Consider the following 16,277-nt stretch of genomic DNA (forward strand, 5'->3'; position numbering starts at 1 on the left):
GGAAGTCCCGTCTTGGCCAGACCAATTGACCCCCAGACGTCGATGGCCGCACTCTTCGGCTCACGGGTACGCAAGCTCCGTACGGCGGCGGGACTGACTCAAGTCGAACTGGGCGATATGACGCACGTGGTCAGCACCCGCATCACCCAGATCGAGCGCGCGTCCGGTGCGAAACCCGCATGGGAACTGACACAAGCACTGGACACCGCCCTGGTGGCGGACAACTTGCTGATCGACTTGTGGCCGTACGTGTACCGGGAGGCGTTTCCCAACTGGTCGCGGGCATTCATGGGGCACGCGGCACGTGCGGCTTCGATCCGCGAGTACGCATCGCACGCGGTGCCGGGCCTGTTGCAGACCCGGGAATACGCCCGAGCACTTCTGAGCGTCGGCCGCTCTCTCAAGAACGAGGAACACCTGGAGGAACGGCTCGCGGCCCGAATGGAGCGGCAGGAGCGCCTGGCTGCGCCCGATGCCCCCGAGCTGTGGGCGATTCTTGACGAGGCGGTCCTACGGCGTCCTGTCGGTGGCCCGGCTGTCATGCGGGCGCAGTTGAACCGCTTGCTGGAGGCGGCCGCAGAACCTCATATCACCGTGCAGGTACTGCCGTTCAGCCAGGGCGAGCATGACGTGATGGGCGGCTCCCTCACCGTTCTCGGTCTGCCGGACGGCGCCGAAGCCGCGTACACAGAAGGCGCGCATTACGGCCAGCTGATCGAGGAACCGGAAGAAGCCAGGCGTTTCGCGTTGACCTACGATCAACTGCGGGCAGTGGCGCTGCCCCCGCTCATGTCACTGGACATGATCCGATCCGTCATGGAGGGCAACCACCGTGAAGCGAGTGTCCCGTCTCGATCTGACCGTCGCCGCCTGGCGCAGGAGCAGCTACAGCAATCAGGAGGGCGGCAACTGCGTGGAAGTGGCGGACGGATTCCCCGGCGTCGTCCCCGTCCGTGACAGCAAGAACCCGGACGGCCCCGCCATGGCATTCCCCACCACCTCCTGGACCGCATTCATAACCGGCCTGAAGACGAACAACCACCGCTAGCGACCCGGCCCGCCGCACCAGCCAACGCAACACCCGTGCGCGGCAGAGACAGCAAAAAGTCTCTGCCGCGCACGACTTGTTCAAGGGGCAATGTCCCGAGATTGAGCCTTCAAGATCGCACGCGATACGGACCCGCTGATACGCAGGGAGACGGCATGGGGGAATCAGAAACGGCAGCCGAGTTGAAGAAGCGCGCCGAGACACTCCGTTCAGCAGCACGGCGTGCGCGTACCGCCGCACATGGCCTTGGCAGCTATCTCGACAACGAGGTGAAGCAGGCTGCAGGCAGCGGAAAGGACCGAATAACGATATGGAAAGGACCCTACGCGGAATCCACCACTGCGAAGCTGCAAGCTCACAGTCGCACGCTCCACACCATGGCGAGTGACCTCGTCGCAGACGCCCGGCGCTGGGACAGCGAAGCACGAAATCTCGACGAGCGCGCCAATCACGCCGCAAAGCACAAGAGCGGCCACTGATGGGATTCAGAGGGTTCGATGAGGGAAAAGTAGCGAAGCTCGCGGCGGATCTGGAGAAGGCGAGTGCCGGTGCGGGTTCGCTGCACCGCAGCATCGGCTCGATTCTGACCGACGCGCAGGAAGCGCTCGACCCCGGACAACAGGCTACTCACAACCCGAATCTGCAGCGCGTACAAGAGACCTCTGCCGGCAGCGGGGTACTCCTACCGACCGCACCGGTCTCGACTTTCGCGGGCTTGCCCGGCTCACTCGGCGCGGAGCTGCACATCATGTCCGCAGAGATCAAGCTGCGCCTGCGCATGTTCGACGAAGCAAAAGGCCCCCACGGCTTCGGCGACGGAATTTCCCCGGTTGACGCCTTCAACGGAATCACCACGCGCGCCAAGCCGGAACCGAAGCCGAAGAAGCGCTCCTGGTGGAAGAAGTGGGTGGTCGACCCTCTCGAAGACACCGGCACCGAAGTCGCCAACGTCATGCAGGTGGCCTTCAGCCCTGATTCCCTCACCGGCGTCTTCGAAACTGCAACCGGCATCTGGTTGATGTCTGTTGGCGTTGGCGGGGAGTTCGGTGGCGCAGCCCTCGATGCCACCGGCGTAGGCGCTCTTGCCGGTGTCCCGGTGAATGTCGTCAGCGGCGCAGCCATCACGGGCGGCGGCGCTCTGACCTACAAGGGCTTCGACGACTTCATCACGGCGATGTCCGAGGGTGACTACAACGCCTGGAATCGCGCCAGCCGCAAGGGGCCAAAGCCACCCCAGCCCCGGGAAGCCGACCCACTTGAGGACGAAGGGTACGGGGGCCATGGGGTCACCAAGCATGTAGGTCGCAGCGAAAAGCAAATGCGAGATCGATTCGGAGAGGAAAAGAAGAAGATCAAGAGTGTTTCGACGTACAAAAACACCGCCGATGCACAAAGGTTCGCTCAGCGGGCTATCGATTCCAACAAACAAGAAATCAGCAATTGGCTGAAGAAGGATAAGATAACAAAACCGGAGCATTTCGATGTCGAGGACACTGGCGAGGTAACCGGCCGGTCACTGTCCCGCAAGGACTGGCAGGATGGCAAGGGGTCCAGAGAGGTTCGCAGCGCACGTGTCGTCCTGAAGGCCGATCCGAGTGCGCCCGGTGGATATTACATCCTCACCACCTTCCCCATACCCTGACCGGGCATCCATGCAGAGCAGCGGCAACTGATGGGAAAGCTCAATGACTCAACCCGATATTTTCGATGATGACGCACCGTGGGCAGAGTGGCTGCCAGAACTGCGGCTCATTCTTTTTGCGTACTCGTCCGTGAGATACGAAAACGCCTACACAGATACCGATGAAGCCCCGTCAAAGGCGATGCGAAGCTATCTACGGATGGCCACGTACTACCCCGGCCGAGCATTCCGGGTATCCCGCGAGATCCTGGACGTACTCAAGTACGGCCTCGACGAGGCCGATGTGGCATCCAATCTGGCTTCCATGCCACCCATGATCACCCCGCCCGGCCGCACCCGCGAAGAGTGCCTCATCGCCATGCTTCCGCACCTGGCAGCCTTCACCGAAGGCGGCGAAGTAGCAGAGCCCGCAGTCCCCGAAACGAACTGGGAGTGGCGACAGCGTCTGCCGAACCTCTCCAGCCTCCTTGGCGGATCCTTTCACCGGGATATCGAGGATCCATACGATGTTGTACTCGACGAATACGCCAATGCAGGAAGCAGCGAAGGCGATCATGAGACTGCGGCGGCCGCCCATGAGATCGCCGAGCTGCTCACCATCTGCCCCGACGAGGACACCGTGGAAGCGGCAGTTGAGGCCCTCGGTTGCGACCTCATGCCACCTGAGGGCCAGACCTACACACAGTGGATGGAACACATGGCCGAGAGGCTCAACAACCATCTGAAGGAAGTGAATTACCAACCCCCAGTAGGCCTGAACCCGGCATACCCACCACACGACAAACGCGCAGCCATCCACCAATAGGCGACGGATGCGGGGCGCACAAGAGCGGAGTCTCGGCGCGCCCGGCCCTCACCGCATCCGCGTCGCCCACTCCTGGACCTTCGCGATGCGCTCCTTCAGCTGGCCTGCGGTCGCCTCCGCGCTCGGTGGGCCCCCGCAGGTGCGGCGCAGCTCCGTGTGGATCACGCCGTGCGGTTTGCCGCTCTGGTGGGTGTAGGCCGAGACCATCGTGTTGAGCTGCTTGCGCAGTTCGAGCAGTTGCTTGTGCGTGACGACCGGGCGCGCTTCGGCGGCCTTCTCCAGCAGGTCGGCCTCCTCGGCCGGCTTCTGGCGGCTGTGTGCGATCTGCCGGGTCTGCCGCTTCTGGAGGAGCAGCTGGACCTGGTCCGGTTCCAGCAGGCCGGGGATGCCGAGGTAGTCCTGCTCCTCCTCGCTGCCCGGGTGGGCCTGCATCCCGAATTCGGCGCCGTCGTACAGCACCCGGTCGAAGACCGCGTCGGATTCGAGTGCCTCGAAGGGCAGTTGCTCCTCGGTCTCCTCGTCCTCCAGCTTCTCCGCGTCGGCGAGGAGCTTGTCCTCCTCCGCGAACGGGTTCTCCTCGTCACTGCCCTTCTTGGGCTTGTCGAGTACGTGGTCCCGTTCGACCTCCATCTCGTTCGCGAAGTCGAGGAGCATCGGGATCGTCGGCACGAAGACGGACGCGGTCTCGCCGCGCCTGCGGGAGCGTACGAAACGGCCCACGGCCTGGGCGAAGAAGAGCGGTGTCGAGATGGTGGTGGCGTACACGCCGACGGCGAGGCGCGGTACGTCGACGCCCTCCGACACCATCCGGACCGCGACCATCCACCGGGACTCGTCGGCGGCGAACTGGTCGATCTTCTTCGACGCAGCCTTCTCGTCGGAGAGCACGACGGCGGGCCGGTCACCGGTGATCTTCCGGAGGATCTTGGCGTACTCGCGGGCGGTGTCCTGGTCGGAGGCGATGACCAGACCGCCGGCGTCCGGGATGCCCTTGCGGACCTCGGTGAGCCGCTGGTCGGCGGCGCGCAGCACGTTCGGGATCCACTCACCGGTCGGCGCGAGCGCGGTGCGCCAGGCCTGGCCGATCGCGTCCTTGGTCATCGGTTCGCCGAGCCGGGCGGCGATCTCGTCGCCGGCCTTGGTGCGCCAGCGCATGTTGCCGCTGTAGCTGAGGAAGATCACGGGGCGGACGACGCCGTCGGCAAGCGCATTGCCGTAGCCGTACGTGTAGTCGGCGGAGGAGCGCCGGATACCGTCGTTGCCCTCCTCGTACGTGACGAAGGGGATCGGGTTGGTGTCCGAGCGGAACGGCGTACCGGTCAGCGCGAGCCGCCGGGTCGCCGGGTCGAACGCCTCCTGGCACGCCTCGCCCCAGGACTTGCTGTCGCCCGCGTGGTGGATCTCGTCCAGGATCACGAGGGTCTTGCGCTGCTCGCAGCGGTTGCGGTGCAGCATCGGGCGCACGCCGACACCGGCGTAGGTGACGGCGACGCCGTCGTAGTCCTTGCTCAGGGGGCCCGCGCTGTAGTCCGGGTCGAGCTTGATCCCTATCCGGGCCGCGGCCTCCGCCCACTGCTTCTTCAGATGCTCCGTCGGCGCGACGACAGTGATCTGCTGCACGACGTGGTGGTGCAGCAGCCAGGACGCGAGGGTCAGCGCGAAGGTGGTCTTCCCGGCGCCGGGGGTCGCGACCGCGAGGAAGTCACGGGGCTGCTCATGGAGGTAGCGCTCCAGGGCGCCTTCCTGCCAGGCACGCAGCTTGCTCGCGGTGCCCCAGGGGGCGCGGCCGGGGAAGGCGGGTGAGAGGTGGTGGGAGGCGGTAGTAGTCACGGTCTCCGTCGGTTCTCAGAGGTGCACGGGGCGGCGGTACGACAACCGGGCCACCCTACCTGTGGCCGGGTTGGGCCCCGGCGCGAACGGCGCCGCCCGTGCACGATGAGACCCGGCTCACGCTCCTACGGAACCGGGCTCACTCCGCCAGGGCGCGCAGCTCCCGGGAGATCTCCTTGACTTCTTCCGTACGCCCGGCGGCCACCGCGACCACGAGTCGCTCGGCCGCGTCGATGTCGGGCCGTAGCTGCACGCCGTTCATGGCCAGGAAGACGGCACAGGAGACCCAGGCCGTGCGCTTGTTCCCGTCGATGAAGGGGTGGTTGATGGCCAGCGACTGGAGCAGCGAACCCGCCTTGTCGAACAGGTCGGGGTACGCCTCCTGACCGAACATCGACGCCGAAGGGCGGTGCACGGCCGAATCCAGAAGCCCGGCATCCCGCAGGACGACGTCCTGGTCATCGACGGCGTGGGCCGCGATGGCCAGGCCGTCTTCGGTCGACAGGTATACGTGACTCACTTGAGCCGCTCCAACAGCTCGGACCACTTGGCGACCTGCTCTTTGGCCGTTTCGCGCACGATGGCCTCATGGGCGGTCCTGGCCAGGTAGTCGTCCACAGCCCGGAGCAGGAGGGCGTGCATGCTGACGCCCTCCTGCTCGGCACGCTTCTTGAGCGCTTCGGTCTGATCGTCGCGGAGACGCAGGTTGGTAGCCATACCAAAACGGTACCAACGGTGGGGTCAATCCGGTACCACTCAGTCGGCCCGCAGCCGCGTCGCCACCCAAGCCCCCGCCAGCGCCACCGCCGCCATCGGCAGGAACACCGCCGCGAACGCCGCCGGGTGCGGGGCGGAGGCCCCGTCGTGCAGGGCGCCGACCGCTCCCCCGCCCAGCGCCGCGAAGGCCGCGCCGCCCGCCGCCAGCATCAGGACGTTCGAGAGACCGTCGGACATCTGCAGGGCGGCAGAGTTCGCGCCCGCCTCCTCCGGGGCCGACAGCTTCAGCATCATCACGCTCGTCGACGCGATGACCGTGCCCATGCCGTAGCAGCCGAACGCCCACGCCACCGCGACCGTCCAGGCCGGGACGGAGTGGATCAGGACACTCGGCGCGGTCAGGATGGCCGCCGCCACGAGGATCATCCCGATGACGATCAGCCGCTGCCGGTACGGCTCCATGCGCGGCCGTGACTGTACGAACGAGCCGAGCGCCCAGGTGCCGCCGCCGGCCGCCAGCGAGAGTCCTGCCAGCGTCGGCGAGAGCCCCCGCTGGGTGACCAGCATCAGCGGTACGAAACTCTCGGCCGCGATGAACGACCCCGCGGCGATCCCGCGCAGCAGCACCACGGAAGGCAGCCCGCGCGCAGCCCGGCAGGTGCCGCGCGGCAGCAGTCCGAGCACCGCGGGGACCAGCAGCGCCGCGCCCGCCACCGCGGGGATCAGCGAAAGCCACCGCAGGTCCTCGCCCGCGTACTGGAGCAGACCGGCCCCCACCGAGATCCCGAGCGCGAGGCGGATGCGCCGCCGGTCGAAGCCGGGCGGCGGTACGGAGGGGTCGGCCGGGCCCGCGGCCGTCCGGCGGATCGCGGGCAGCGCGAGGGCGAGCGGCGGCACCACCAGGACCGGGATGGCGATGAAGACCCAGCGCCAGCCGAGGTGTTCGGTGACCGTGCCGGCCGCGAGGGGTCCGACGACGGAGGGGATCACCCAGCTCGCGGCGAAGGCGGCCATGATCGAGGGCCGCAGCCGCTCGGAGTAGGCGCGGCTGACGACGACGTACAGCGCGACGATGACGAGCCCGCCGCCGAGCCCCTGCACCGCGCGCCCGGCCACGAAGATCCACATCGAGGACGCGGTACCGGAGAGCAGCAGTCCGGCCGCGAAGGCGGCGATCCCGGTGGCCAGGGGCCGCAACGGCCCGTTCCGGTCGGCCCACTGGCCGGAGAGGACCATCGCGAAGAGCGAGGTGGTGAAGTACGCGGAGAACGCGAAGGCGTAGAGCGCGACGCCGTGCAGCTCCCGCGCGGCGACGGGCATCGCGGTGCCGACGGCGGTCGCCTCGAAGGCGATGAGCAGGACGACGGTGACGATGCCGATACTGAGCGCCCGGTGCGCGCTGCCGAGAATCCCGCCGGTCACGGGGGCGGAAGTGCCGTCGGGCAGGTCGGGGGATGCGACCTCGGCGTCGCGGGATTCCAGGGCGGTCATGAGACCACAGTAAGGGGCGAACGGCCGGATGAACCCTGTCGGAGGGACGGGCCGGACTGGTCCGTTGGTCGTACGACCATGAACGGGGTGTGGCAGTCACGTTGCGGGACGGCCCGCGGTCTTGAGGCGGGGGCGCGGGGGACCTACGGTCGGCGTACTGGATCGGTTCCGAACGCACGAACGGAGCGGTTCCGGTGGCTTGGCCGTGTGCCCGAGTGGTTTAGGGGCTCGCCTGCAAAGCGAGTTACGTGGGTTCGATTCCCGCCACGGCCTCTGTGTACGAGGACGCCCCCGTGCCCCCGTCGTTCGGGCCGGGGGCACAGGGGTCGCCCCCCCGTTCTCCGGGCCGGGGGCACCGGGGTCACCCCCTACGCGGAAGCCCTCCGCCCTGCTGCTCCCGGTCGGGGCCCGGGGGGCGCCCCCAACGTAAGCCCCCTCAGGAGTCCGGCCTCGTCGTCGGCTGCTGCTCCGTGCCCCCGGGCCGTGCCCCGGATGCCTCCGGCCTCGTCGTCGGCTGCTCCTTTTCGCCGGCCCTGGCCGCCTGGACCATCGCCTTCAAGTGTTCCTCGTCCTCCGACGAGAGCGACGTCTGGACCAACTGGCCGCCGAACGGCGCCAGCTCGGCCACGACCTTGTCGACCGCCTCCGACTTGGCCAGGGCGAAGAGCGCCGCGGCCCCCGGGCGGAGGTTCGAGCTGACCTCGCGCATGAAGTCGTCGTTCACCCCGACGTCCCTGGCCGCTCCGCCTGCCGCGCCCGCCGCGGCTCCGACGGCCGCGCCGAGCAGTGGCGCAAGGAACAGCAGCCCGATGACCCCGCCCCAGAGCGCACCCCCGGTCGCTCCTGCCGCGGTGAGGTTGACGGCCTGGTGCAGCTTGATCTTGCCGTCGGCCTCGCGGCGCTCGACCACGACCACGTCCTCCAGGTCGATGAGGTGCTGACGGCTCAGCGTCACGACCTTGTCGCGGACCTGGTTGGCGGTGGCCACGTCGTCGTAGGCGATGACAAACAGATTGCTCATGCGGCTGACTCCTCATCGGGGTGCAGGACTCAGCCCACTATAGGAAATATGCCGCAAAGGCGACATATGGCAGTGGCGTCCGGGGAAGTACCGGGCAGGCCCGGAGGGGTAGCCACCGGTAGCCCCCCCTGCGGGCACCCACCGGGACCCACCCCCTCCGGACACCCGCCCCGGACGCCGAGCCGCCCCGGGGCCCAGCCCCCTCACCCCCGGTTGACCAGCTCCGCCAGCCCCAGCGCCGCCATACCGAACCCCGACCGGGCACGCGGCAGAAAGCGGGAGCCCGGTCCGCCCGCGAGCAGGTCGGCCTCCGCGTACCTGCGGGTCTTGCGGTGCCAGTTCAGGATGGCCGCCATCCAGTCCTCCAGCTCCCGTACATAGGCCCCCAGCGCCTCGCGGGTCGCGTCGTCGAGCCCGAAGTCCTCGCAGACGACCGGGATCTCGTGCTCGGCCACATGCCGGAACTGCCGCATACGCGACACCATCAGGTCATCGACCATGGCCAGCGCGGTCGGGTAGTCGATGTTGAAGAAGGCCTGGACGACCAGGACGGCGTTGTGCACCTCCCCCTCGAACTCGATCTCCTTCTGGTACGAGAAGACGTCGTTCATCAGGCACGCGTAGTCCGCGGCCGAACTCTCCAGGGACTTCACCGGACCGCTGCGGAAGACCTCGTCCGGGATCCGGTGCCCGTGGCCGAGCCTGGCCAGCGCCATCGTCAGATCGGAGCCGAAGGTCATCCGGCGCATCTCGATGTAGTCGACCGGTTCCGGGATGCGGTGCTGCGCCTGGTTGGCGAGTTCCCAGAGCCAGCTGGCCGTCATGTTCTCGACCGCCGTACGGAAAGTGCGGCGCGCGGCGCCGTCCATCGGGGCCGCCGTGCGCGCCCACAGATCGGCCAGCGCACGCTCCATGGCGTTCAACGGCGGGGGCGCCTCCCCCTCCAGCGGCATGAAGAGCGAGAACCGCTCGTTCTGCGCCTTCGCGCCCGCGAGGTCGCGGGTCCGCCCGTACACCATGGGGAAGTAGTCGTCGGCGTACGTCCCCCAGGCCAACCAGCCCGAGGAAAGGTCCAGTTCGTCCGCGGTGGCGTCCGGGTCGATGCCCGCCGCGCAGACCGGGAAGTCGTACCCGGTGAGCAGCCGCTCGTCCCAGATGTCGTCGAGCATCCGCATCCGGTACGCCCACGCGACGAGATGGCGCCGTGCGGTCTCCAGATGCGGCGAGAGCGAGAGCTCGAACGGCATGTCGAAGTCCGGGAGCCGGGACGGTCCGACGTGCTGGTGCGGCACGTGCAAATGGTTGCGCAGCCGGGCCGCGCCCGTCCTCCCCATGAGCTGCTTGATGTCCGCGGCGGACGTACCGAGCCCCCGCGGCGCGAGCGGAAGTCCCGGTGCCGATTCCGCCACCACACCGCCGTCGTTCATATAGCGGCTGGAGCGCAGGTGCCACTCATGGCCGCCGGACTGCCAGTCCTGGAGCCCCTTCACATAGGTGAGCGTGTCGGCCACGCCCTTCGGATCCACACCGAACTCCGCGAATAGCGGGCCGAGTTCGGTGAAGAAGGTGTTCTCGAACTGATGGAGCCGCGCGGTGAGCAGATCGTTGACCGCCTCCGCCGCCTCCTGGGTGGTGCAGCCGAGGAAGGTCTCAAGGACCAGGACGCCGTTGCTGAGTTCGCCCTCCTCCTGGATCTCCCGCTCGTACGAGAAGAGGTCGTTGCGCAGATGCACCCCGTCGGAGAACGTGTCCTTCAGTACGCGCAGCGGACGCGATCCCGCGATGACCGCGGGCACCTCCGCACCCGTCGCGTACTCGATGAGCCCGGCCGACCAGGGCGCTCCGCCGACCTTGCGCCGCATCTCGATGTACTCGACGGGGTTGGAGACGCGTCCCGCGTTGATGTTGGAGAGTTCCCAGAGGGATTCGTTGAGCAGATTCTCGGTGCTCACGGCGAAACGTTCCCGCCACTCCATGGACATCCCTGGGACGGTGCGCGCCCAGAGGTCGGCCAGGCCCGCTTCCACCTGGTTCTGCGGCTCGGGGAACCCGTCGGCCAGATCCATCGGCATGAAGGCGGGCAGCCGGTCCAGATACGCCTTGCCGCCCTGCCGATCCTGCGACCGCTTGAACAACTCCAGGAAGTGGTCGTCGAAGAAGAACACCCACACATACCAGTCGGTCACGAGCGACAGTTCGGGTCCGCCGCAGTCCGGGTGGGTGTAGGCGCAGAGGAGGGCGTAGTCGTGGGAGTCGAGGTCGTGCTCGTCCCAGACCCCCGATCCCTCCAGCATGCCCATGTCCCTGGCCCACTGTTTGGTGTGGGCTCTGGCCTCTTCGAGATGGGGATTCAGCCTGGCCGGATGCGGCAGGTAGAACTCCGGCAATTCAAAAGGCTTTGACACTGACGTTCGGCCTTTCCCATGAGGTCGCTGATCAGAGCAGCACTACCCCTGCACGGGAACGGCATCCTCCGGGAGATGCCACTATGCCCATATGTGTGACGCGGGCGCGAACCGGGAGCGGGACGGGGGCAGATGTGCTGCGGAGGGCAGCTCAACTGCCTGAACAGCTGCCCGTCCGCAACTGCTGACGAAGCCGCCCCTCCGTAACTACCTGCGAAGCCGCCCGCCCGCAACCACCTGCGAAACCGCCCGCCCGCAACCACCTGCGAAGCCGCCCGCCCTCAACCGCCTTAGAGGGCTTGGTCCTGCTCAGCCAGTGACCACCGCGGCCTGCGGCCTGATCGGGAGCCGGCTCACCGGCCGGCCGGTCGCCGCCCGTACCGCCGCCGCCACCGCGGCCGGCGAAGTGACCACCGGCACCGCGCTCGCCGCCTTCGCGCCGAACGGGGCCACCACGTCGCGCTCCTCGATGAGCTTCACGATGCGGATGTCCGGCGTGTCCAGGGACGTGGGGAGCGCGTAACCGGTCAGGTCCGGGTGGCGGACCACGCCCCGCGTCGTACGGAGGTTCTCGGTGAGGGCCGCGCCGACGCCCTGGGTGACGCCCGCCTCGATACGGGAGGTCAGCAGCCGCGGGTTGAGGACCCGGCCGACGTCCTGGGCGACGGCCATCTCCACGACCCGGACCGAGCCCAGTTCGATGTCGACGTCCACCACCGCGCGGATCGCGCAGAAGGCGAGCCCGACGAAGGCATCGCCCTGCCCCGACTCGTCGAGCGGCTCGGTCGGATGCGGACGGCACTGGGCCGTCGCCCAGAGCTCCTTGCCGTCCATGGCCTCGGTGACCGTCGTGGAGAGCACCCCGTCGTACGACGTGATCTTGCCGTCGGCGATCTGGAGCAGCTCGGTGGACATCCCGAACTGGTGGGCCAGCGGCTGGAGGAGCTGGGTGCGGACCATCTTCGCCGCCCGCTCCACGGCTCCGCCGGACACCCAGGTGTGCCTGCCGTGCGTGGCGGGACCGGCCGGGGGCTGGTCGGTGTCGACCGATGCGACATGGACCTCCTCGATACCGAGGGTGTCCTGCACGATCTGCCGGGCCAGCGTGGAGAAGCCCTGGCCGGTCTCGACGGCGGCGCAGATGACCGTGGCGACCCCGTCGTGGACCTTGACCGTGGCCGTGGAGACCTCGTCGGCGCCCTCGGCGCCGAGCATGTGGACCATGCCCAGCGCGTAGCCGACCCCGCGGCGCACCGCGCCCGGCTCGCCCGCGCCCTCCGGCCCGCCGGGCAGCAGCCAGTCGCCCTCGGGGGTGTCCTTGGGCAGCGCGGGCAGCGGGAAGTCCTTGACGGAGCGCAGGAGTTCGGCGACCGGCGCCGGGCAGGTGATGGACTGTCCGGTGGGCAGCAGATCGCCGGTGGCCAGGACGTTGCGCAGCCGCAGTTCGGCCGGATCCATGGAGAGCCTGGCCGCGAGCTTGTCCATCTGGCCCTCGTACGCGGCGCAGACCTGGAGCGCGCCCTCGCCGCGGACATGGCCGGACGGCGGGTTGTTCGTACGGACCGCCCAGCCCTCGATGAAGGCGTGCGGGACGACATAGGGGCCGCAGGCGAACGAGACGGCCGCCGCCAGCGATTCGGACGAGGCGTCGGCGTACGCGCCCGCGTCCAGCAGGATCTGCGCCTCGACCTTCACCAGACGCCCTTCGGCGTCCGCGTGGTGGCGGTAGCGCAGCAGGGTCGGGTGGCGGTGGGCGTGGCCGAGGAAGGACTCCTCGCGGGTCGCGGCCAGCTTGACCGGGCAGCCGGTCTTCAGCGCGAGCAGGCCAAGCGGGAGCTGGAAGCTGGTGTCCTCGCGGTCGCCGGTGGCACCGGGCACTCCGGTCACCACGACCTTGACCCGGTCGGGCTCCAGGCCGAAGCAGGCGGCGGCCAGGTCGCGGTCGGTGTGCGGGTCGGTGGACGCGGTGTAGATCTCGACACCGCCGTCGGGCCGGGGCACGGCGAGCCCGGCCTCGGCGCCGATGGGTGCCGGGTCCTGGCGGCCGATCCGGTAGAGGCCCTCGACGATGACCTCGCCGGTGATGTCCGGGTCGCCGAACCGCAGCGGGATGTGGCGGATCAGATTGCCGTCGGGGTGCAGCGGTTCGGCCTCGAAGGCCTTCTCCGGGTCGGTGACCGGCTCCAGCACCTCGTACTCGACCGCGATGGCGGCCACGGCGAGCCGGGCGGTGTCCGGGTGGTCGGCGGCGACCGCGGCGATGGCCTCGCCGTGGTGGCGGACCAGTTCGGACGCGAAGACCGGACGGTCGGCGACCGCGCGGCCGTGTGCGGCGTCGCCGGGGATGTCGGCGTGCGTGACCACCGCGCGGACGCCGGGCATCGCGGACGCTTCCGAGGTGTCGATGGAGAGGATCCGCGCGTGCGGGTGCGCGGAGCGCAGCACGGCGGCCCAGAGGAGGCCCTCGGCCCACAGGTCGGACGCGTAGGGGAAGGTGCCCTCGGTCTTCGCGCGGGTGTCGGCCGGCGGGAGGGACGCGCCGAGCCCGTGCGCGGGCGGCTCCTCCTCCGGGCCGTCCGCCTCAGGGGACTTCGCGGTGGCCGCGGTGGCCGCGTCGCTGCTCACGCCATGCCTCCGTCATGCTGCTGCGGGTTGTCCGGCTGCATGCTGCCGGAGCCGGGTGCTGCCTGGTGCGGGATACGGGCCTCTTCGGACGCGGCGCCCGCCTCCGCGCGACCGGCGACCACCTCGCTGACCGCGTCCAGCACACCCCGGTAGCCGGAGCAGCGGCAGAGGTTGCCGCACAGGGCCTGTCTGGTTTCGAGTTCGGTGGGGGCGTGGTTGCCCTCCAGGAGGTCATGGACCGTCATGGCCATGCCCGGGATGCAGAAACCGCACTGGACGGCTCCGCACTCGGCGAGCGCGCGCTGCACGTCGGAGGGTTCGCCGTTGACGGCGAGGCCCTCGACCGTACGTACCTCGGAGCCGGCCGCGGTGGCAGCGGGGACCAGGCAGGAGGCGACGAGCCGGCCGTCCACCTGAACGTTGCAGGCGCCGCACTCGCCCTGCGAGCAGCCGTCCTTGGCGCCCGCGAGACCGAGGCGCTCGCGCAGTACGTAGAGCAGCGACTCGCCGATCCAGGCGTCGGTGACGGGGCGGTCGGTGCCGTTCACCCGCAGGACGTACGAGGCGGGTGTGTGCTCGCTCCAGGCGACGGCGGGGGCCGCGTCGTCGGACGCGGGCTGTGCACCGGGGACTTCCGCACCGGGGAGCTCCGCGCGGGGGTCTTCGGCACCGGGGTCTTCCGCGCCGGTGCCGGGGTGCCCGGCACCGGAGGGGGCGGGCTCGGGGTGCACCGGGTCGGAGTGCGCCGCATCGGGGTGCGTGCCGGCGGGACCGGCTGCGGGATGAGCGGTCTCCGTGCCTGCCGCCCCGGACGCCGCGTCGAACTCGGCCGCGCGGGGGGCCGGAACGCCATGCGCGTCCGGTACGGGACGCGGGGTCTGGGCGGTGTCGTGCGGCTCCCGCGGGTCGTGCGCGTCACGCTCACCGCCGGGTACGGCAGATCCGGCATGGTCGGGATCGGGATCCGGGTCGGGGTCCGGATCGGGGCCGGTTCCGTAACCGGCCGCCGGAACGTCCGCCTCGTCGGCCGCCGTTCCGTGTCCGTCCCCGGCGGGCGGCTCGGCGCCCGTCTCGTGCTCGTCCTGCGGTACGGGGGCGCCATCGGCCGGAATCCCGTGGTCCGGTTCGGGCTCCGCCGGTACGGCCCACGGCGCGCGCGCACCACCGGGCAGCGTGGCCGGGCGTGCCAGCGAGGAGGCGGCGTACTCACCGGACTCCTCGGGGACGTCTCCCTCAGCGACCGGGATCGTCCACTGTCCGGTGAGGTCCCCGCCGTGCTGATGCTGCTGGTGCGGCTGTTCGGGGACGGGTGAGTCCTGCGCGTCCCCGAACGTCCACTGGCCGGTGGCCATCGGCGCCTGCGGGTACCCCGGACCGGAGTGCGGATCCTGCGCGGGCTCCGGCCAGTACGGCGTCTCCGGCGCGTGCGGGGACGGATAGGTCTGGTGGGACTGGCCGGAAGGGTAGGGCTGGGACTGGTCGGACGGATAGGGCTGGTGGGACTGGTCCGACGGGTAGGGCTGGTCGGACTGGTGCGTCTGATACGGCTGGTGATGAGACGGGTCCGCCTGCGGCACCGTCCACTGTCCGGTGGCGGCCGGGTCCGTGCCCGCTGCCGGGGTCAGCGGCAGGATCATCGGCGGCACGTACCCGTGGCCGGGCGCGGCCAGCGGGGCGCCGGACGGGTCCATGCCCTCCGGGAGCTGTACGAACGCCGTGGCCTCGGCGTCGTACTCGCCGCCCTGCGGGACCGGCTGCCAGCCGCCCCGGTCGTCGTTGGTGGTCACGACAGTGCCCTCCCCAGTGCTCGCCGGGCCAGTGCGGCTACGGTCCGCCGCAAGTGCAGTACGGCCGGGGGCAGCGGCTGCGCCTCTCCCCCTTCGGGGGGCGGTGCCGCGTCGGGGATGCAGGCGGCGGCGACGTACTCGCCGAAGGCGGTGAGCGCCTCCTGCGCCAGCCCGCGTTCTCCGTCCCAGTCGATGAGCGAGGCGATCCACTGCTCGGCCTCCATCGGCCGCAGCGGCATCGGGGCGACGGCTCCCACCGCGCAGCGCACGCCGCGCCTGGCCGGGTCGAGGACCACCGCGACCGAAGCGGTGGCGCGGCCGGGGCCGGTACGCCCGGTGGCCTTGAGGAAGACCTGGGGCGCGTGCAGCAGCGGTACCCGTACGAAGCCCACGAGTTCGGCGGGCTGGAGCATGTCCCGGCCCGCGAGCAGATGCGAGACCGGGGTCTCGCGGCGTGAGCCGCCCGGCCCCGCGATGACGAGCGTGGCCTCCAGCGCGGCCAGCACGGGCAGCGCGTCGCCGGTCGGTGCCGCGGTGACGATGTTGCCGCCGAGCGTGCCCGCGTTACGGATCTGCGGCGGCCCCGCGGCGCGCGCGGCGGCGGCCAGCGCGGGGATGAGCGCGGCGAAGTCGGGCCGTCCCATCCGGGCGTGCGTGAGGCCGGCGCCGAGCAGTGCGTGGCCGTCCTGGTAGTGCCAGCCGCGGATCTCGCTGATCCTGCCGAGTCCGACAAGTCCCGTGGGCCGCAGCAGCCCCGAGTTCACGGCCGCCATCAGATCGGTGCCACCCGCGACGGGGACGGCGGCAGGCATGGCCGTCAGTGCCGCCACAGCCTCGTCGAGCGACGTCGGCAGCGTCACGGACTGCGCCGCCTGCGGTGCGTGCGTGGTCAACCCAGCTGCCCCT

General features: G+C 69.7%; 14 protein-coding genes and 1 tRNA gene. 6 read left to right on the forward strand and 9 right to left on the reverse strand.

The window, feature by feature from the left end; translation table 11 throughout:
- Positions 1-42: 42 nt before the first annotated feature.
- The 5 genes from OHB13_RS13060 (at position 43) to OHB13_RS13080 (ending at position 3,495) form a co-directional block, all read left to right on the forward strand.
- Positions 43-957 carry a helix-turn-helix domain-containing protein gene (locus tag OHB13_RS13060; RefSeq protein WP_328377198.1) on the forward strand — a complete coding sequence of 305 codons (915 nt, stop codon included), beginning with the start codon at positions 43-45 and terminating at the stop codon, positions 955-957.
- Positions 920-1,048, forward strand: a complete 129-nt coding sequence (locus OHB13_RS13065; protein ID WP_328380281.1) for a DUF397 domain-containing protein — start codon at positions 920-922, stop codon at positions 1,046-1,048. The genes OHB13_RS13060 and OHB13_RS13065 overlap by 38 nt, the downstream gene beginning before the upstream one ends.
- Positions 1,049-1,203: 155 nt before the next feature.
- On the forward strand, positions 1,204-1,527 hold the full coding sequence (locus tag OHB13_RS13070) for a hypothetical protein (RefSeq protein WP_328377199.1): 324 nt from the start codon (positions 1,204-1,206) through the stop codon (positions 1,525-1,527).
- Complete coding sequence (locus OHB13_RS13075; RefSeq protein ID WP_328377200.1) at positions 1,527-2,690, forward strand: RNase A-like domain-containing protein; 1,164 nt, start codon at positions 1,527-1,529, stop codon at positions 2,688-2,690. The genes OHB13_RS13070 and OHB13_RS13075 overlap by 1 nt, the downstream gene beginning before the upstream one ends.
- Positions 2,691-2,733: 43 nt before the next feature.
- Positions 2,734-3,495 (forward strand): contact-dependent growth inhibition system immunity protein, encoded by a 762-nt coding sequence (locus tag OHB13_RS13080; protein ID WP_328377201.1) that lies wholly within the window; start codon positions 2,734-2,736, stop codon positions 3,493-3,495.
- A 48-nt stretch (positions 3,496-3,543) separates the two neighbouring features.
- Here OHB13_RS13080 and OHB13_RS13085 read toward each other — a convergent pair whose 3' ends face one another.
- From OHB13_RS13085 to OHB13_RS13100, 4 genes are all read right to left on the reverse strand, one after another.
- A complete protein-coding gene (locus OHB13_RS13085; RefSeq protein ID WP_266856543.1) occupies positions 3,544-5,325 on the reverse strand; it encodes a DEAD/DEAH box helicase in 1,782 nt (593 codons plus the stop codon).
- Between the two features lie 139 nt (positions 5,326-5,464).
- Positions 5,465-5,845, reverse strand: coding sequence for a type II toxin-antitoxin system death-on-curing family toxin (locus tag OHB13_RS13090; RefSeq protein ID WP_328377202.1), 381 nt, complete (start codon positions 5,843-5,845; stop codon positions 5,465-5,467).
- On the reverse strand, positions 5,842-6,042 hold the full coding sequence (locus OHB13_RS13095) for a ribbon-helix-helix protein, CopG family (RefSeq protein WP_328377203.1): 201 nt from the start codon (positions 6,040-6,042) through the stop codon (positions 5,842-5,844). Before OHB13_RS13095 ends, OHB13_RS13090 begins: the two co-directional genes overlap by 4 nt.
- Before the next feature lie 39 nt (positions 6,043-6,081).
- Positions 6,082-7,533: an MFS transporter gene (locus OHB13_RS13100; protein ID WP_328377204.1), complete on the reverse strand. Its 1,452-nt coding sequence runs from the start codon at positions 7,531-7,533 to the stop codon at positions 6,082-6,084.
- A 201-nt stretch (positions 7,534-7,734) separates the two neighbouring features.
- Between OHB13_RS13100 and OHB13_RS13105 the strand changes: the two genes are divergently transcribed.
- A tRNA-Cys gene (locus tag OHB13_RS13105) sits at positions 7,735-7,806 on the forward strand.
- A gap of 163 nt (positions 7,807-7,969) precedes the next feature.
- Here OHB13_RS13105 and OHB13_RS13110 read toward each other — a convergent pair.
- The 5 genes from OHB13_RS13110 to OHB13_RS13130 form a co-directional block, all read right to left on the reverse strand.
- The gene (locus OHB13_RS13110) at positions 7,970-8,554 is read right to left on the reverse strand and encodes a DUF1269 domain-containing protein (protein ID WP_266856536.1); all 585 of its coding nucleotides are present in this window, start codon (positions 8,552-8,554) and stop codon (positions 7,970-7,972) included.
- A gap of 203 nt (positions 8,555-8,757) precedes the next feature.
- On the reverse strand, positions 8,758-10,959 hold the full coding sequence (locus OHB13_RS13115; RefSeq protein WP_328377205.1) for a terpene synthase family protein: 2,202 nt from the start codon (positions 10,957-10,959) through the stop codon (positions 8,758-8,760).
- A 309-nt stretch (positions 10,960-11,268) separates the two neighbouring features.
- Complete coding sequence (locus tag OHB13_RS13120) at positions 11,269-13,584, reverse strand: xanthine dehydrogenase family protein molybdopterin-binding subunit (protein ID WP_328377206.1); 2,316 nt, start codon at positions 13,582-13,584, stop codon at positions 11,269-11,271.
- The gene (locus tag OHB13_RS13125; RefSeq protein WP_328377207.1) at positions 13,581-15,371 is read right to left on the reverse strand and encodes a (2Fe-2S)-binding protein; all 1,791 of its coding nucleotides are present in this window, start codon (positions 15,369-15,371) and stop codon (positions 13,581-13,583) included. The genes OHB13_RS13120 and OHB13_RS13125 overlap by 4 nt, the downstream gene beginning before the upstream one ends.
- Entirely contained in the window at positions 15,368-16,264 is an 897-nt protein-coding gene (locus OHB13_RS13130) for an FAD binding domain-containing protein (protein ID WP_328377208.1), read from the reverse strand. The genes OHB13_RS13125 and OHB13_RS13130 overlap by 4 nt, the downstream gene beginning before the upstream one ends.
- Positions 16,265-16,277 lie beyond the last annotated feature (13 nt).

This window comes from Streptomyces sp. NBC_00440 (assembly GCF_036014215.1).
GTDB lineage: Bacteria > Actinomycetota > Actinomycetes > Streptomycetales > Streptomycetaceae > Streptomyces.